Below are 14,991 nucleotides of genomic sequence, written 5' to 3'. Positions count from 1 at the left end.
CGCCTCCTGGCCCTCGAAGCGCTCCACCACCAGGCCGGAGGCCGGGCCGAGCAGCTGGATCAGGCGCGCCTGCTGGGAGGGAGCGCCAAGGGTGGCCAACAACGAGGAGCGAGAGACATCCATATCGACAGGCTCTTGTCAGGGAGTGTGATGATGCGTGTGCCAGGCTGCGGCCGCGTGACGCCCGCAGAGCCTGTTTCACGTCCATGTACCCGGCAACAGTAACAAATCCCATTGACGGGCTCTTTCACCGACCGGCTTCGCACGCCCCCTGACGTGTGCCTGCAACGCAGACGGGAAGTGGGTCGATTTTGTCGCATTCAGCGCGACACGGGGCCGCTGCGTCAAATTATAGACAGGAAACTGTGATGAATCGCACGATATTGAGTCGGTGTCGGAGGCAAGTTACTGGCGCGACCTGCCAAGGGGCCGGGTAGGGACATCGCATCGAAGGTACGCCGCACACCGATTGGGGAGCAGCAGCGCCGTTTCCACAACGTGTAACGTGGCAGGGTGGAATTCGAGTGCACTGTGCTCAGGTCGACACGCGCCTGAAGCAGTGGCGGGCATGCGCGCGATCCGGCGCGACATCCGCATGACGCCGGTGGTGCGGCGTCATGCGGAAGGGTCGATCACCCGTCTCAGGGCAGGGTGATCGTAATGTGCGCGGTGCGCTGCGGCATCTGGACAACGTCGTTGTAGGCCGCCATGCGCTGCTGGGTTTCGTGACCCAGATAGAAGCGCAGACCGAAAAAGCCGATCACGCCAAAGCCTGCCACCAGTGCGGCGGGCAGCCACAGCGGAACAACGCGACGCAGGCTGTGACGGATGTGGTCCGGCGGCAGCGCATGCGGTGCGAACCCGTGGCGCTTTCCCTTGAGGTAGACGATCTCATCGCCCAGCCGCGCGGTGAGGTAGCCGAGCTTTTCGGTACCTTCCAGGCGGTACTTGCCTTCGAAGCCCATCAGCAGGCAGAAGTGGTACACCTCCAGCGACGGAAGGCGCGGCGCGCCCTGGCGGCGCAGTTCCTCCAGCCGGTCGAAGAAGTGCTCGCCGGCCAGATGCTCGCCGAACAGGCGCAGCTGCAGCGGATTGCGCTCCCAGATCTCATGCAGCGCCGAGGGCTGGGACAGAATCGCTTCATCCACCGCCGCGCAGAACGCGTATTTGGCGGCGTAGACATCCTCGGAGGCGATGCCCATGCGATTGGCATTGCGCTCCACACCGTCGAGGAACTTCTGCACGGTCTGCACGAACGCTTCGGCATCCGACGGCAGCTGCCCGCGCTTGAGCAGCAACAGCAGGTAGAAGCCGTCGGCCATCAGGTCCTGCAGGCTCTGCGGATTGGCCGCCTGCGGTGACGGCGCGGCCATGCCGCCATGCGAGCTGAGCGAAGGCATCGGGCCCGGGGTAGGGGGCAGGGGCGAATTCATCATGAGGTCACCGCGACAAGTTCCATTTTGAGATCGGCAACGCCGGCCGGCACGTAGATCATCAGCGACTGTGCCTTGAGCATCCGCTCATACAGCGCGCCGCGCGAATCCAGTTCGAAGTAGTGGCTGCCGGGGCGCACCGGGATCGCGGCCGGCACCTGGTTGGCATGCGCCAGCTTCACGCCGGGCAGTGCCGAAAGCACGCACTTCTCCACGTCGTCGGGCGCGCCCACCTTGAATCGGACCGGCACCATCTGCACCAGTTCCTGGGCGGGGATGTCGGCCGATACCGCCAGGTAGAACGAGGCGTTGTCGTCGATGCGCTGCGAGTCCAGACGTCCAAGGTGGTAGGACGGCTTGATCTCGTTGAGCGCGATCTTGAAGTAGCGCGCCGAGATCACCGTGTCCAGCAGGTTGCGGATGATGTCGAACAGCTGGCGGAACCCCGCCTCCGGCTGCGTGTGCTGATAGCGCGGCAGATCGTTGAGCGCGTAGGCATTGGAAAACGTCAGCATCGCGCCGGCCATGCGCAGCAGCTCCTGGTGCAGGCGCTCGGGATGCAGCTGCGGATGGTGGTACAGATGCGCCAGCGCACTGAACGAGGAGTTGATCGTGTGCAGCAGCCAGAACGAGGCGATGTCGCCCGAACGGAATTCGATGATGTTCTTGGAGGGCTCGCGGTGCAGTCCGTACAGTGCGTCGACCTTGGCCTGCAACGAGTCCAGGATGCCGCGCAGCTCGCGGTGCAGGGTGGGCGAGGCTTCCAGGTGCGCGCACGGCGGGATGAAGTCCTCATCCAGTTCGAAGCCGCCGGTGGAGGTGCGACGGATGCGCGCCAGCGCCACAGTGGCGTAGGAATCGCGCGGGTGCTCGTCGGTGAGCAGCTTGACCGCCTTGCCGAGGAAGCCGAGTTCGGCCTCCACCGCATCGGTGAACAGGTCGTTGGCGGCCCGGTTGACCTGGCGGTAGCGCGCCAACTGCGCGGCGTCGGCGTCGGCACAGTTGTCGCCATCGTCGCGCAGCAGGGGAAGCCCGAGGTGGATCACGGTGGACTGCACGCCGGGCGGCAGGTCCTTCAGCGACAGCGCATCGGGCAGCGCATCGTGGACGGGCGCGTCGTAGCTCTCGCCATCGGGGAACACCGCCGAGATGTCCAGCGGGCGCAGCGTGCCGCCGTTGAGCGCCTGCGGATCAAAACGCACGCGGCGGCAGCCCCATGCGTACGGATGCAGGGTCAGCGAAAGATCCTGCAGCCGTGCCTCGTGATAGGCGTCCTGACGCTGGAAATGCTGGGGCCGCAGAAACAGACCCTCACCCCAAAGAACCTTCGACATCCTGCTTACATACGCCACATTTCAATCCTTGGAAATTTCAGGCAAACCGCACCCGATGAACGCTAGGTTTCCACACACATTCCCAATACAGGAATGTGAAAGTGAGCTGCGCCTCACATTTTTGATGCGAGGCGAGGCTTGGATACTATCGTATGCTGGAATTCTGACGTCAGAATGAAGTCACCCCCTCAGCGAGGAGAGACGCAGCGCACGGATGCCAGACTGCTCGGATCACCGGAAAGCCGCGTGACCAACGCCGGGCTGTCAGTCGTCAGTGCGCACGCATGGATTCCCACGGTAATACCGTCGGCTGGCAGCGCCTTCTGTTTTCCGTCGAATGTCAGCCGCCAGCGGTTGTCGGCCGGCGCGCGGAACAGGGCAACCACGCCCAGTACGGCAGCGCCTTCGCTCAACTGCTCCTTCAGTTCCTGGCGCGCGCCGGGGGTCAACACGATCTCATTGACCGACAGCAGGTCCGCGCCAAGGGCGGCCTGCTCGCCGTTCTGGTCGAGGAAGGCGTTGAACGGGGCCTGTTCGAAGCGCTGGGCGCTGCGCAGGTGGTAGACCTTCACCACCGCGGCGGTGGGGCGCTTGTCATTGCCGGCATTGAGATTGGTGCCGGCATAGAGCCGCAGTGGAATGGTCGGCGGGGCATCCGGCGCCGCTTCCTTGATGCCAACGGCTTGTAACGTCTTGTCCATAGCCTTGCCAAGACCGCCACTGGCGCACCCTGACAAGGACAATGACATCGCCGTGACAACACATAAGAGAGTGTGACGGCCTAAGCAAAAATTTCGGCTCATGAGAGGCTTCATGCATTCTCGGGCGAAAAAGGACAGGGAGAGTGATTCATGCGCGGAAGTCCGTTGCGCATACAGCAGAACGCGGAAGATGGTGTGAAAATCTGCGGCGTTGCATTGAAGCAATCTATGCGCTTCACTATACCCTTGCGTATTTGCAGTTGTACACTTGCGGCGGTAGGGGACGGAATCCCGTGTGTAGTATCGGCGGGGACCGGTCTTACCTTTAGGAGTTTCTACGAGGGATTGGCATGAAAGTGAAGGAAAAGGGGAAGGCCGTCTATCGGCCGATGCTGGCATTGGTTCTGCTGTCGGGTCTGGCGGCATGCGCATCGACGCCGAAGAAGGCGGTGGTGCCGCCCTTCGACACGTCGATGACGACCGCCGAAGCGCAGGTGACCACGGCGGGTGCCGAAGCGGCGATCACGAGTTTTGAAGCTGCCTCTCGTGCCGATCCGACCCGCAAGGAACCGTGGGTGCGCATCGCGCAGCTGCAGTTCGATCAGGGTAATTACGCGCGTGCCATCGTGGCCGCCGAAGAAGTGCTGCAGCGCGATCCGGACGACCTTGTCGCCGATGGCGTGCTGACCGTTGCCGGTTTCCGCATCGCCAACCAGTCGCTGAAGCGCCTGCAGGGACGCGGCGCACTGGCCTCGGACACGGCCCGCAAGGAAGCGCAGACGCTGGCCACCACGCTGCGCACCACGATGGGTGAAGCCATCCTGGAACCGCCGGCAAAGCCGAAGGCCACCCGTGCCGGTCGTCGCACCGCACCGGCTGCCCGTCGTACGACCACGCCCGCGGCACCGGCAGCGCAACCCGCGCGTCCGGCGTCGTCCGGTGCCGGTGCGGACCCGTTCCAGAACGTCGGCGGCAACTGATCCGCATTTCGTACGGCCCCCAGTCAGGAGACACCGATGGCCAAGAAGGACAGCATTCAAAAGCGGTTGCAGAAGATCCGCCCCCCGCGGGTGCAGCTCACCTATGACGTCGAGAAGGGCGACGCGATCGAGCAGAAGGAGCTGCCGTTCGTGGTCGGCGTGCTCGGCGACCTGAGCGGCAATCCGGAGCAGCCGTTGCCGAAGGTCAAGGACCGCAAGTTCGTCAATGTGGACCTGGACAACTTCGATGAAGTGATGGAAGGCGTGGCACCGCGTGCGGTGTACCGCGTTCCGAACAAGATCAGCGACAGTGGCGGCGAGTTCGGCGTGGAACTGAAGTTCAATTCCATCGACGATTTCCGTCCCGAGTCCGTGGTCGACCAGATCGAGCCGCTGCGCAAGCTGCTCGAATCGCGCACCAAGCTCGCCGACCTGCGCAACAAGCTGGCCGGCAACGAAAAGCTCGAGGATCTGTTGACCGATGTCCTGAACAACACCGAGCAGCTCAAGAAGCTTGGCACGGGGAAGGAGGAGTAAGTCATGGCAGCAGAAGCTACCGGTGTTGCCGAACAGGCGTCCGCTGCGGTCGAGGAGATCGGCCTGCTCGACCAGATCGTCGAGAAGAGCAAGGTCGCCAAGTCCGAAACCGAACACCAGCGTGCCAAGGACATCATTTCCGAGCTTGCCAAGGAGGTGCTGGAAGGCACCGTGGTGGTGTCGGACAACCTCAACCTGACCCTCGATGCGCGCATCGCCGAGATTGACCGGATCATCTCCGAGCAGCTCAGCGCGGTGATGCATGCGCCGCAGTTCCAGCAGCTGGAAAGCACCTGGCGCGGCCTGCACTACCTGTGCCAGCAGACGTCCACCGGCCCGAACATGAAGATCAAGGTCTTCAACGCGCCGAAGAAGGATCTGGTCAAGGACTTCAAGTCGGCGATCGATTTCGACCAGAGCGCGCTGTTCAAGAAGGTCTATGAAGAAGAGTTCGGCACCTTCGGTGGCGCGCCCTTCGGTGCTCTGGTGGGTGACTACTTCGTCGGCCGCCAGCCGGAAGACATGTACTTCATCGAGCAGATGTCGCACGTGGCGGCCGCCGCACACGCGCCCTTCATTTCGGCAGCGTCCGAAAGCATGTTCGGCCTGGAGACCTTCACCGACCTGGGCAAGCCGCGCGATCTGGCCAAGGTGTTCGACACCGTCGAATACGCCAAGTGGAAGTCGTTCCGCGAGAGCGAGGACAGCCGCTATGTGGGCCTGACCATGCCGCGCTTCCTGGGCCGCCTGCCGTACAACCCGAAAGACGGGACCACGGTGGAAGGGTTCAACTTCGTTGAAGACGTCGATGCCAGCGACCACAGCAAGTTCCTGTGGTGCAACACTGCCTACGCGATGGCCGCGCGCCTGACCCACGCGTTCGAGGACTTCGGCTGGTGCGCGGCGATCCGCGGCGTGGAAGGCGGTGGCCTGGTCGAAGACCTGCCGACGCACACCTTCCGTACCGATGACGGCGAAGTCGCGCTGAAGTGCCCGACCGAAGTGGCGATCACCGACCGTCGTGAAAAAGAACTCAGTGACCTCGGCTTCATGCCGCTGGTGCACTGCAAGAACACCGACTACGCCGCGTTCTTCGGCGCCCAGTCGGCACAGAAGCCGAAGAAGTACAACACCGATTCGGCCAATGCCAATGCGATCCTGTCTGCCCAGCTGCAGTACATCTTCGCCGTCTCGCGTATCGCCCATTACCTCAAGGCGATGATGCGCGAGAAAATTGGCAGCTTCGCATCGGCGGGCAACGTCGAGGAATTCCTGAACCGTTGGATCTCCCAGTACGTGCTGCTGGACGACAACGCCTCCCAGGAAGCCAAGGCCCAGTACCCGCTGCGCGAAGCCGCTGTGAACGTTTCGGAAGTGCCGGGCAAGCCCGGTGTCTACCGCGCTGTGGCGTTCATCAGGCCACATTTCCAGCTCGATGAGCTGTCTGTTTCGTTGCGACTGGTTGCCGAACTGCCGGCGACTGCAAAGAAGTCGTAACGCTTTGATGTTGCTGTAGCGTCAAGGGACGGATGTCCCGATTTGCAGTGACGTTTTTCTAAGAGGGCTAAACCCCCTGAACCGCCGGGAGCGATCCCGGCACCCAATCTCACGGAAGACCGGAACTTAGGAGACCAGATATGCAGCACGCTTTTCTTTCCATCGACACCATCAAGGGCGAGTCCCACGACGACAAGCACAAGGATTGGATTGAGATCCAGTCCTTCTCGCAGGATCTCCTGCAGCCGCGCTCGGCCACTGCGTCGACCTCGGGTGGCACCACTGCCGCGCGTGTGAACCTGTCGCCGATCGAAGTCACCAAGTCGATCGACCTCGCCTCCACTGCTCTGAACCAGGCGGCTGCCAACGGCACCACCTTCCCGAAGGCCCGCATCGAGTTCATGCGCGCCGACAAGGACGGCAACGCGATCAATTACTACCTGGTCGAGCTGCTGAACGTGCTGGTTCACCGCGTCACCACCACGGTCGATTCCGATGGTATGCCGCAGGAAGTGATCCAGCTGAGCTTTGGTGCGATCAAGTGGACCTACCAGCAGCAGAAGCCGGAAGGCGGCGTTGGTGGCAAGGCCGTGGCGCAGTGGAGTGCAACCAAGAACATTCCGAACTACGCCGTTTGATGTTGTGTCGCTGCGATGGCGCCTAGCGCGCCATCGCAGTCTGAAACGCCACTGGCAGTACATCGGGCGCGGCCAGGATCGGCCGCAACGCGTGTTGCCCCTCTGCACGATGCAGGGACGCAGACAGACCGGAATGACGAATGAAGGGACTCGAACCCAGCTTGCTCGAGAAATTGTTCGACGATGCCCCCAAATCCAACGGGGGAGGGCATGTGTTCAAGTCCGTATCGCTGGAGCAGTACAAGGAGTCGATCGCGCGCGATCTGGAGGGCCTGCTCAATTCCCGGGCCGCTTTCCAGGAAGACGACATGGCGGCGTTTCCCAACTGCAAGCAATCCCTGTTGACCTACGGGCTGGCCGATTTCTCGGCGATGAGCCTGGCCAACGCCTATGACCGTGCCGCCATCTGCCGTTCGCTGGAGCAGGCCGTGGCGCGCCACGAACGCCGCCTCAAGAACGTGGGGGTAAGCCTGGAAGTGGGCTCCCAGTTCGGGGGTGGGCTGCATTTCACCATCCATGCGCTGCTCGATCTCGAGCCGGCGCGGGAGCCGGTGAGTTTCGATGCGATGCTGCAGCCCTCGACCCTGCAGTACCAGGTCAGCCGCATGCGCCGCCAGCAGGCGACGGTCTGACATGCAGGATCTGCTGCCTTACTACGAACGCGAACTGGCCTACCTGCGGCGCTATGGCCGCGAGTTCGCCGACCGCTACCCCAAGATTGCCGGCCGCCTTCAGCTCAATGCCGACGGCAGCCAGGACCCGCACGTCGAGCGCCTCATCGAGGCATTCGCGCTGCTCAGTGCGCGCGTCTCCAAGCGCATCGAGGACGACTATCCCGAGTTCACCGACGCGCTGCTGGATGTGCTGTACCCGCACTATCTGCGGCCATTCCCGTCGTGCTCGATCGCGCATTTCGACATGGACGGCGTGTCCGCCAAACTCAGCGCGCCGATCACCGTGCCGCGCGGCACGGCGCTGCAGAGCCGCCCGGTCCGCGGTGTGTCGTGCCGCTTCCGCACCGCCTACGACGTGGTGCTGGCACCGGTCGTGGTGCAGTCTGCCGTCTATCGCGGTGTCGCCGAGGCACCGATGGCCACCAGCCTGCCGGCCGGCAGCGGTGCGCAGATCTCGTTGAACGTCCGGCTGGTGTCCGACCAGGCCAGTTTCGACACGCTGGGCACCGACGCCCTGCGCCTGTTCCTGGATGGCGAGCCGTCGTTGCGCGCTGCGCTGCGCGACGCGCTGGCGCTCGGCGTGAAGGTCGCCTATGTCGAGGCCGATGGCGGCGGTCGCTGGCGCCGGCTGGAGAGCGTGCCGCTGCGCCAGGTCGGCTTTGCCGACAACGAGGCACTGGTCGATTTTCCGGCGCGTTCGCATCCGGCCTATCGCCTGCTGACCGAACTGTTCGCCTACCCGGAGAAGTTCGGGTTCGTCGATCTGGACCTCAAGCCGGTCACGGCCGGCGCCAGCCGCAGCTTCACCCTGCACCTGATCCTGCACGCCAGCGCGCCCGAGCGCGGCAACCAGCTGGTGCTCGAAGAGCTGAGCGCGAGCAATGTGCGCCTGGGCTGCACGCCGATCGTCAATCTGTTCACCCAGGCCGGTGAGCCGATCCGGGTGACCCATCGCACCGTCAATTACGCCGTGTTGCCGGATGCACGACGCGCGTTTGCCTATGAAGTGCATTCGATCGACTCGGTGCACCGCATCCGCCAGACCCCGCAGGGCGAGGTGATCCAGGCGTTCCGGCCGTTCTATTCGCTGCATCACGGCGAGGATCCCGACCGGACCGGCCAGTACTGGGTAGCGCGCCGTGACGAGGACATCGCACGCCAGAGCCCCGGCTTCGAGACGGAGATCAGCTTCGTCGACCTGGCGTTCAATCCGACCGTGCCGCAGACCGACACGGTGAGCCTGGAGCTGACCTGCAGCAACCGCGATCTGCCCAGCCAGCTGGCCCACGGCGTGGCCGGCGGCGACCTCAGTCTGGAGGGTGGCACGCCCGCGCGTGCGATCGGCCTGCTGCGCAAGCCGACCCGCCCGATGCGCTTCCGTCAGGGCAAGAACGCGCAGTGGCGACTGATTTCGCACCTGTCGCTGAACCAGTTGTCGCTGACCGGCAGCGGCCTGACCGCGTTGAAGGAAATGCTGCGCCTGTATGACCTGTCCGGCAGCAGCGTATCGGCGCGCCAGATCGACGGGCTGGTGGCGCTCGAGCAGCATCCGGTGACCAGCTGGATGTCCGGCAAACAGTTTGCCTCGGTGGTGCGGGGCCTGGAGATCCGACTCACCGTCAACGAGAACCATTTCGTGGGGGCCGGTATTGCCGCGTTCGCCCAGGTGATGGATCACTTCTTTGCACTGTATGTGCATGCCAACAGTTTCACCCGGCTGGTGCTGGTCTCCAGCGAGTCGGGGGAGGAGATCGTCCGATGTCCGGCGCGAAGCGGCGAATCGATCCTGGCGTAGCGCAGCAGCTGCTCGCCGAGCCGCATCGCTTCCAGTTCTTCCAGGCGGTGCGGTTGTTGGAGCAGGTGTTCCAGCGCCAGGGCGTGAAGTCCGGTCAGGCTGTGCCCATGCGGGTGCGGTTCCGCAACTCCCTGTCCCTGGGCTTCCCGGCCACCGAGCTGAGCGCCGAAGGCGTGGCGTACTCGTTGCAGGGCGACCGACTCGAGGATGCGGCCGCGATCGACGAAGCGCTGATCGGTGAGACGCTCGCCGAGGTGCATCTCACCCCGCACTTCATGGGCCTGCTGGGCACGGCGGGTGCGCTGCCGCTGCACTACACCGAGACCCTGCAGTTGCGCGAACTGTACGAGCGCGACCGTACCGCCCGGGCGTTCCTGGACATCTTCTCGACCCGCGCGGTGTCGCTGCACTACGCGGCCTGGAAGAAGCATCGCCTTGCCCTGCAGTACGAGATCGACCGTCGCGAGCGCTTCCTGCCGCTGATCATGTCGCTGTTCGGCATGGGCATGAACGAACTGCGCGACCGGCTGGTGGACGGCCACGGCGATGTGTTCGACCAGGCCTTTGCCTACTATGCCGGCGCCATCCGCCAGCGCCCGGTGTCGGCGGCGTTGATGCAGCGCGTGCTCGCGGACTACTTCCAGGTGCCGCTGGTGCTGGAGCAGTTCGTGGGTGCCTGGTACCGCGTCCCGGCGGGGCAGGCCACGCGGCTGGGCCAGGCCAATGCATCGCTGGGCTCCAGCGCGCTGGCCGGCGACCGTGTATGGCAGCGCGATCTGCGCATGCGGCTGAGCATCGGCCCGCTGCGGCGCGAGCAGTTCGACGACTTCCTGCCTGGCGGCAGCGCCGAGCAGGCCTTGGCGAAGTGGTTGTCGCTGCTCACCGGTGGCACGCTGGAATATGAGGTGCGGCTGGTGCTGCGCCAGCAGGACGTTCGTGGTTCGGGACTGGGCGCCGGCAATGGCGCCCGCCTGGGCTGGGACAGCTACATGTGCTCGCGGTCGGCCGAGGGCCCGCGTTCGGACACCACGTACGGCATCCATACACTGCAATGAACCAGCAAGGAGCGCGTTTCCCCGCATGAGCATCAATCTCAAGACCCTGATCAGCAAGCTGGACGACACCTGCCGTCTGGCCGCCGAGCGAGCTGCCAATCTGTGCATGTCGCGTGGCAACTACGAGGTTGATCTGGAACACCTGTTCCTGGCGTTGCTGGAGCAGCCGCAGAGCGATTTCGTGTTGATCGCGCGCCGCTGCGGGATCGCCCCCGAAGCGCTGGAGCGCGACCTGTCCGACGAGATCAGCCAGTTCAAGACCGGCAACAGCCGCACGCCGGTGTTTTCACAGCACATTCCCAAGCTGTTCGAGCATGCCTGGCTGATCGCCTCGCTGGACTCGGAAACCAGCCGCATCCGGAGTGGCCACCTGCTGCTGGCGCTGATGACCGAGCCGGAGCTGTCGCAGCTGGCCTATCGCGGCTCCAAGCTGTTCGTGCGCTTCAAGGTGGATGCGCTGAAACATGACTTCGCCAAGCTCACCGAGGGCTCGCAGGAAGCCGGCCAGACCGTGCGCAACGCCGATGCAGGGGCGGGTGAGGGCGATCTTGGCGGCGAGACCGCAGCGGCGGTGGATGGGCAGAAGGGCGGCCTGTCCAAGACCCCGGCGCTGGACCAGTTCACCACCAACCTCACCGCGCGCGCGCGCGAAGACCGCATCGACCCGGTGATCGGCCGTGACGCCGAGATCCGCCAGGTGATCGACATCCTGATGCGTCGCCGCCAGAACAATCCGATCCTCACCGGCGAGGCAGGCGTGGGCAAGACCGCCGTCGTCGAAGGCCTGGCCCGGCGGATCGCCGGGAAGGACGTCCCGGACGTGCTGCTGGGCGTGGAGCTGCACACCCTGGACATGGGCCTGCTGCAGGCCGGCGCCAGCGTCAAGGGCGAGTTCGAGAACCGCCTGAAGAACGTGATCGACGAAGTCAAGAAGAGTCCGCATCCGATCATTCTGTTCATCGATGAAGCGCACACCATGATCGGTGCCGGTGGCACCGCTGGCCAGAACGATGCGGCCAACCTGCTCAAGCCGGCATTGGCACGCGGCGAACTGCGTACCATCGCGGCCACCACCTGGAGCGAGTACAAGAAGTACTTCGAAAAGGATGCGGCGCTGGCCCGTCGTTTCCAGGTGGTCAAGGTCGAGGAGCCCACCGAGGCGCTGGCGGCGGCGATGCTGCGCGGCATGGTCGGGCTGATGGAGGCGCACTTCAACATCCGGGTGATGGACGAAGCGGTCACTGAAGCTGTGCGGCTGTCACATCGCTATATCAGTGGTCGCCAGTTGCCGGACAAGGCCGTCAGCGTGCTCGACACCGCCTGCGCCAAGGTGGCGCTGGGCCAGAGCGCGACGCCGGCGATCATTGAAGACACCCGCAAGCACCTGGACCGCCTGGCGGCCGAGCTGTCGGCGCTGGAGCGGGAAACCGCCGGCGGCGCCAGCCACCATGCCGAGCGTCTGGGCGAGCTGCGTCAGCTGCAGGCCGACGCGCAGGCCGTGCTGGCCACCAACGAAGCGCGCCTGACCAGCGAGCGCGCCCTGGCCGATCAGATCCGTGCGCTGCGCGCGCAGATGGAGGCGACCGGCCCGGAGGCGGCGACCGATGTGCCTGGCGCGGCCGACAAGCCGGCGCGGGGCAGGAAGGCGGCCGCGAGCGCGTCGCCGCAGCAGACCGAACTGGACCGCCTGCTCGGCGAACTGCGTGCACTGCAGGGCGAGACCCCGATGGTGCCCCTGCAGGTCGATGGTGGCGTGGTGGCCGAGATTGTGTCGGCCTGGACCGGCGTGCCGCTCGGCCGCATGGTGAAGGACGAGATCCGCACCGTGCGCAACCTTGGCGGGCTGCTGGTCGAGCGCGTGATCGGCCAGGACCATGCGCTGGAGGCGATCGCCCAGCGCGTACGCACCGCGACCGCCAAGCTGGAAGACCCGAACAAGCCGCGCGGCGTGTTCATGTTCGTCGGGCCTTCCGGTGTGGGCAAGACTGAAACCGCGCTGGCGCTGGCCGACATCCTGTATGGCGGCGAGCGCAAGCTGATCACCATCAACATGAGTGAGTACCAGGAGGCGCACAGCGTCTCCGGCCTGAAGGGCTCGCCGCCCGGCTACGTGGGTTATGGCGAGGGCGGCGTGCTGACCGAAGCGGTGCGTCGCAATCCATACAGCGTGGTGCTGCTGGACGAAGTGGAGAAGGCCCATCCGGACGTGCTGGAGATGTTCTTCCAGGTGTTCGACAAAGGCCAGATGGATGACGCCGAAGGACGCGAGATCGATTTCCGCAACACGCTGATCATCCTCACGTCCAACATCGGTTCCTCGCAGATCATGCAGGCGTGCCTGAACAAGCCCGCCGAGGAGATGCCGACCGCCGATGCGCTGGGCGACGCCCTTCGCCCGGTGCTGATGAAGAGCTTCAAGCCCGCCTTCCTGGGCCGCATGAAAGTCGTGCCGTACTTCCCGATCAACGACGACGTGCTGGCCCAGATCATCGCGCTCAAGCTCGGTCGCATCCGCGACCGTGTGGCGGGCAACCACAAGGCCACGTTCTTGTGGGACGACAGCCTGGTCGAGGCCGTGCTGTCGCGTTGCACCGAAGTGGATTCCGGTGCGCGCAACGTTGATCACATCCTCAACGGTACGCTGTTGCCAGAGATCGCGGAAAGCGTCCTGGCAGCGATGGCCGAAGGAAACCGGATCAACGCCATCAAGGTGACCGCAGGGAAGAACGGCGCCTTCAAATACAAGTTGTCCTGAGTTGACTTGATAGGAGACACGAACATGGATTTCTACGGATTCGACCGCGCCAAAGCCGTTGCCAACTGCGACAGCCTGAACCTGGGCCTGGCCCGCGACACCGACAGTGTCCGCGCCTGGAACCGGCTGCGCCCGGAACATATCGTCGAGCTGCTGCACGGTGCGGCCGCGGATGCCCGTCAGGATGCGCGCAACCTGGCGGCGCAGATCACCCGTGGCAGCTGGCGGATCTACATGCAGGCGCCGGCCCAGGGCAAGGCCAACCAGCTGGTCAGCAATGCACGGGAAGTTGCCGTCAGCGCGGGTGGACGCGACTACCGCCTGCAGCTGAATGAGGGCACCAAGCTGCAGCTTGAGCGCATTACCCAGTCGGCGTGACCGATAGACGATAGGGCGCCCGCCGCAGGCAGACTGCGGCGGCGTCCGGTATCGGAAGTGCGGTGTAAATTGTGATTTAAATCACAATTTAATAGCGATCCACGTGAGAACGCCTGCAAGGATTGACGGGTGAAGATCGCGTGGAGAGTCGTGTTCTATGCTGTCGATCAAAATCAAACCAGACGATAGATGTCGCTGGACAAATGAATGCGGGGAGCACCATGGATTCGGTAACCAAGATAATCGCCGCGCTCGCGGCACCGGCGCAGACGCAGCGCCTGCTGCAACTGCAGACATCGTTGGGGAGCGATGTACTGGTCGCCGAAGCGCTGAGTGGCGTCGAGCAGATCGACGGCACCGGTTTCGTGCTGGACGTCACCGCACTGTCAGTGGACGCCCGGATGTCGCCCGACGATCTGCTGGGGCAGCCGGTGCTGCTGCAGATGCAGGCCACCGGCGCGCCGCGCGATTTCCACGGCCATGTCACCGCGGTGGAACGGCTGGGCAGCAATGGCGGCCTGGCCCGCTATCGCCTGCGTCTGCAGCCGTGGCTGGCGTTCCTGGCCCAGCGTGTGGACAGCTACGTGTTCCATGACCGCAGCGTGGTGGAGATCGTCGAGGACATCTTCGCCGACTATTCCGGCCTGGTGCCGGCCTGGCGCTGGGCGCTGGCTGACCGCAGCCAGTACGCCCGGCGCAGCCTGACCACCCAATACCAGGAGTCGGACCTGGCCTTCCTCCAGCGGCTGCTCGCCGAGGAGGGCATCTACTACTGGTTCGAGCATGCCGGCGACCCCGGCAACGCCCGGCTGGGCGCCCATACGCTGGTGTTGGCGGACAACCATCAAGGCGCCCGCGATCTCGGGGCGGTGCGCTTCCATCGCAGTGATGTCACCGAGCGCACCGACAGCGTGCAGCAGTGGTCCACCGCTCGTCGGTGGTGCACGACCAAGGTCGCGCGCGCAAGCTGGGACTACCGCACGCTCGAACTGCGCCAGGCCAGCGCCGAGGCCGACACCGCACACGGCGCGGCTGGCGAAGACATCGACACCAGCGGCCCGTACGGCTGGCAGGACAGCGCCCGCGGCCAGCGCCGCGCACAGCAGCACCTGGATGCGCTGCGCGTGCGCGCGCACACCATCGAGGGGCAGGGCAGCTGGCGCCAGCTGGTGCCGGGCGCGCAGTTCCAGTTGGGCCAGCATCCGGGTGTGGAC

Annotated in this window: 13 protein-coding genes; 10 read left to right on the top strand and 3 right to left on the bottom strand. The window is 64.6% G+C overall.

The genetic code is table 11. From position 1 onward, the window contains the following. Positions 1–641: 641 nt before the first annotated feature. From icmH to tssJ, 3 genes are all read right to left on the bottom strand, one after another. Complete coding sequence (gene icmH, locus ACPEH1_RS19520) at positions 642–1,433, bottom strand: type IVB secretion system protein IcmH/DotU (protein ID WP_037591511.1); 792 nt, start codon at positions 1,431–1,433, stop codon at positions 642–644. Continuing rightward, positions 1,433–2,767, bottom strand: coding sequence for a type VI secretion system baseplate subunit TssK (tssK, locus tag ACPEH1_RS19515; RefSeq protein WP_017356832.1), 1,335 nt, complete (start codon positions 2,765–2,767; stop codon positions 1,433–1,435). Before tssK ends, icmH begins: the two co-directional genes overlap by 1 nt. 188 nt (positions 2,768–2,955) lie before the next feature. Continuing rightward, the gene (gene tssJ, locus ACPEH1_RS19510; RefSeq protein ID WP_026070891.1) at positions 2,956–3,582 is read right to left on the bottom strand and encodes a type VI secretion system lipoprotein TssJ; all 627 of its coding nucleotides are present in this window, start codon (positions 3,580–3,582) and stop codon (positions 2,956–2,958) included. 236 nt (positions 3,583–3,818) lie between these two features. Between tssJ and ACPEH1_RS19505 the strand changes: the two genes are divergently transcribed. From ACPEH1_RS19505 to ACPEH1_RS19460, 10 genes are all read left to right on the top strand, one after another. After that, positions 3,819–4,448: a tetratricopeptide repeat protein gene (locus tag ACPEH1_RS19505; protein ID WP_017356834.1), complete on the top strand. Its 630-nt coding sequence runs from the start codon at positions 3,819–3,821 to the stop codon at positions 4,446–4,448. A gap of 36 nt (positions 4,449–4,484) precedes the next feature. After that, positions 4,485–4,985 (top strand): type VI secretion system contractile sheath small subunit, encoded by a 501-nt coding sequence (gene tssB / locus ACPEH1_RS19500; protein WP_017356835.1) that lies wholly within the window; start codon positions 4,485–4,487, stop codon positions 4,983–4,985. A gap of 3 nt (positions 4,986–4,988) precedes the next feature. Continuing rightward, complete coding sequence (gene tssC, locus ACPEH1_RS19495) at positions 4,989–6,482, top strand: type VI secretion system contractile sheath large subunit (protein WP_017356836.1); 1,494 nt, start codon at positions 4,989–4,991, stop codon at positions 6,480–6,482. Between the two features lie 140 nt (positions 6,483–6,622). After that, a complete protein-coding gene (locus tag ACPEH1_RS19490) occupies positions 6,623–7,120 on the top strand; it encodes an Hcp family type VI secretion system effector (RefSeq protein ID WP_017356837.1) in 498 nt (165 codons plus the stop codon). A 140-nt stretch (positions 7,121–7,260) separates the two neighbouring features. After that, entirely contained in the window at positions 7,261–7,752 is a 492-nt protein-coding gene (gene tssE, locus ACPEH1_RS19485; RefSeq protein WP_017356838.1) for a type VI secretion system baseplate subunit TssE, read from the top strand. A gap of 1 nt (position 7,753) precedes the next feature. Next, on the top strand, positions 7,754–9,589 hold the full coding sequence (gene tssF / locus ACPEH1_RS19480) for a type VI secretion system baseplate subunit TssF (protein WP_017356839.1): 1,836 nt from the start codon (positions 7,754–7,756) through the stop codon (positions 9,587–9,589). Beyond that, on the top strand, positions 9,553–10,644 hold the full coding sequence (tssG, locus tag ACPEH1_RS19475) for a type VI secretion system baseplate subunit TssG (RefSeq protein WP_017356840.1): 1,092 nt from the start codon (positions 9,553–9,555) through the stop codon (positions 10,642–10,644). The genes tssF and tssG overlap by 37 nt, the downstream gene beginning before the upstream one ends. A gap of 25 nt (positions 10,645–10,669) precedes the next feature. Then, positions 10,670–13,399, top strand: coding sequence for a type VI secretion system ATPase TssH (gene tssH / locus ACPEH1_RS19470; protein WP_423716238.1), 2,730 nt, complete (start codon positions 10,670–10,672; stop codon positions 13,397–13,399). 24 nt (positions 13,400–13,423) lie between these two features. Beyond that, a complete protein-coding gene (locus tag ACPEH1_RS19465) occupies positions 13,424–13,777 on the top strand; it encodes a hypothetical protein (protein WP_312711004.1) in 354 nt (117 codons plus the stop codon). Positions 13,778–13,998: 221 nt separating this feature from the next. Continuing rightward, positions 13,999–14,991, top strand: a 993-nt coding sequence (locus ACPEH1_RS19460; protein ID WP_423716237.1) for a type VI secretion system Vgr family protein, incomplete at its 3' end; no start/stop codon positions are given.

The organism is Stenotrophomonas sp. NPDC077421 (assembly GCF_049545505.1).
GTDB classification, from domain to species: Bacteria; Pseudomonadota; Gammaproteobacteria; order Xanthomonadales; family Xanthomonadaceae; genus Stenotrophomonas; species Stenotrophomonas nematodicola.
This window is presented reverse-complemented; position numbering and strand designations above follow the sequence as displayed.

What these genes read in the sequence shown, in the direction of transcription:
- icmH (WP_037591511.1), bottom strand. Translation starts at nt 1,433, where the DNA reads ATGAATTCGCCCCTGCCCCCTACCCCGGGCCCGATGCCTTCGCTCAGC.
- tssK (WP_017356832.1), bottom strand. Translation starts at nt 2,767, where the DNA reads ATGTCGAAGGTTCTTTGGGGTGAGGGTCTGTTTCTGCGGCCCCAGCAT.
- tssJ (WP_026070891.1), bottom strand. Translation starts at nt 3,582, where the DNA reads ATGAAGCCTCTCATGAGCCGAAATTTTTGCTTAGGCCGTCACACTCTC.
- ACPEH1_RS19505 (WP_017356834.1), top strand. Translation starts at nt 3,819, where the DNA reads ATGAAAGTGAAGGAAAAGGGGAAGGCCGTCTATCGGCCGATGCTGGCA.
- tssB (WP_017356835.1), top strand. Translation starts at nt 4,485, where the DNA reads ATGGCCAAGAAGGACAGCATTCAAAAGCGGTTGCAGAAGATCCGCCCC.
- tssC (WP_017356836.1), top strand. Translation starts at nt 4,989, where the DNA reads ATGGCAGCAGAAGCTACCGGTGTTGCCGAACAGGCGTCCGCTGCGGTC.
- ACPEH1_RS19490 (WP_017356837.1), top strand. Translation starts at nt 6,623, where the DNA reads ATGCAGCACGCTTTTCTTTCCATCGACACCATCAAGGGCGAGTCCCAC.
- tssE (WP_017356838.1), top strand. Translation starts at nt 7,261, where the DNA reads ATGAAGGGACTCGAACCCAGCTTGCTCGAGAAATTGTTCGACGATGCC.
- tssF (WP_017356839.1), top strand. Translation starts at nt 7,754, where the DNA reads ATGCAGGATCTGCTGCCTTACTACGAACGCGAACTGGCCTACCTGCGG.
- tssG (WP_017356840.1), top strand. Translation starts at nt 9,553, where the DNA reads ATGTCCGGCGCGAAGCGGCGAATCGATCCTGGCGTAGCGCAGCAGCTG.
- tssH (WP_423716238.1), top strand. Translation starts at nt 10,670, where the DNA reads ATGAGCATCAATCTCAAGACCCTGATCAGCAAGCTGGACGACACCTGC.
- ACPEH1_RS19465 (WP_312711004.1), top strand. Translation starts at nt 13,424, where the DNA reads ATGGATTTCTACGGATTCGACCGCGCCAAAGCCGTTGCCAACTGCGAC.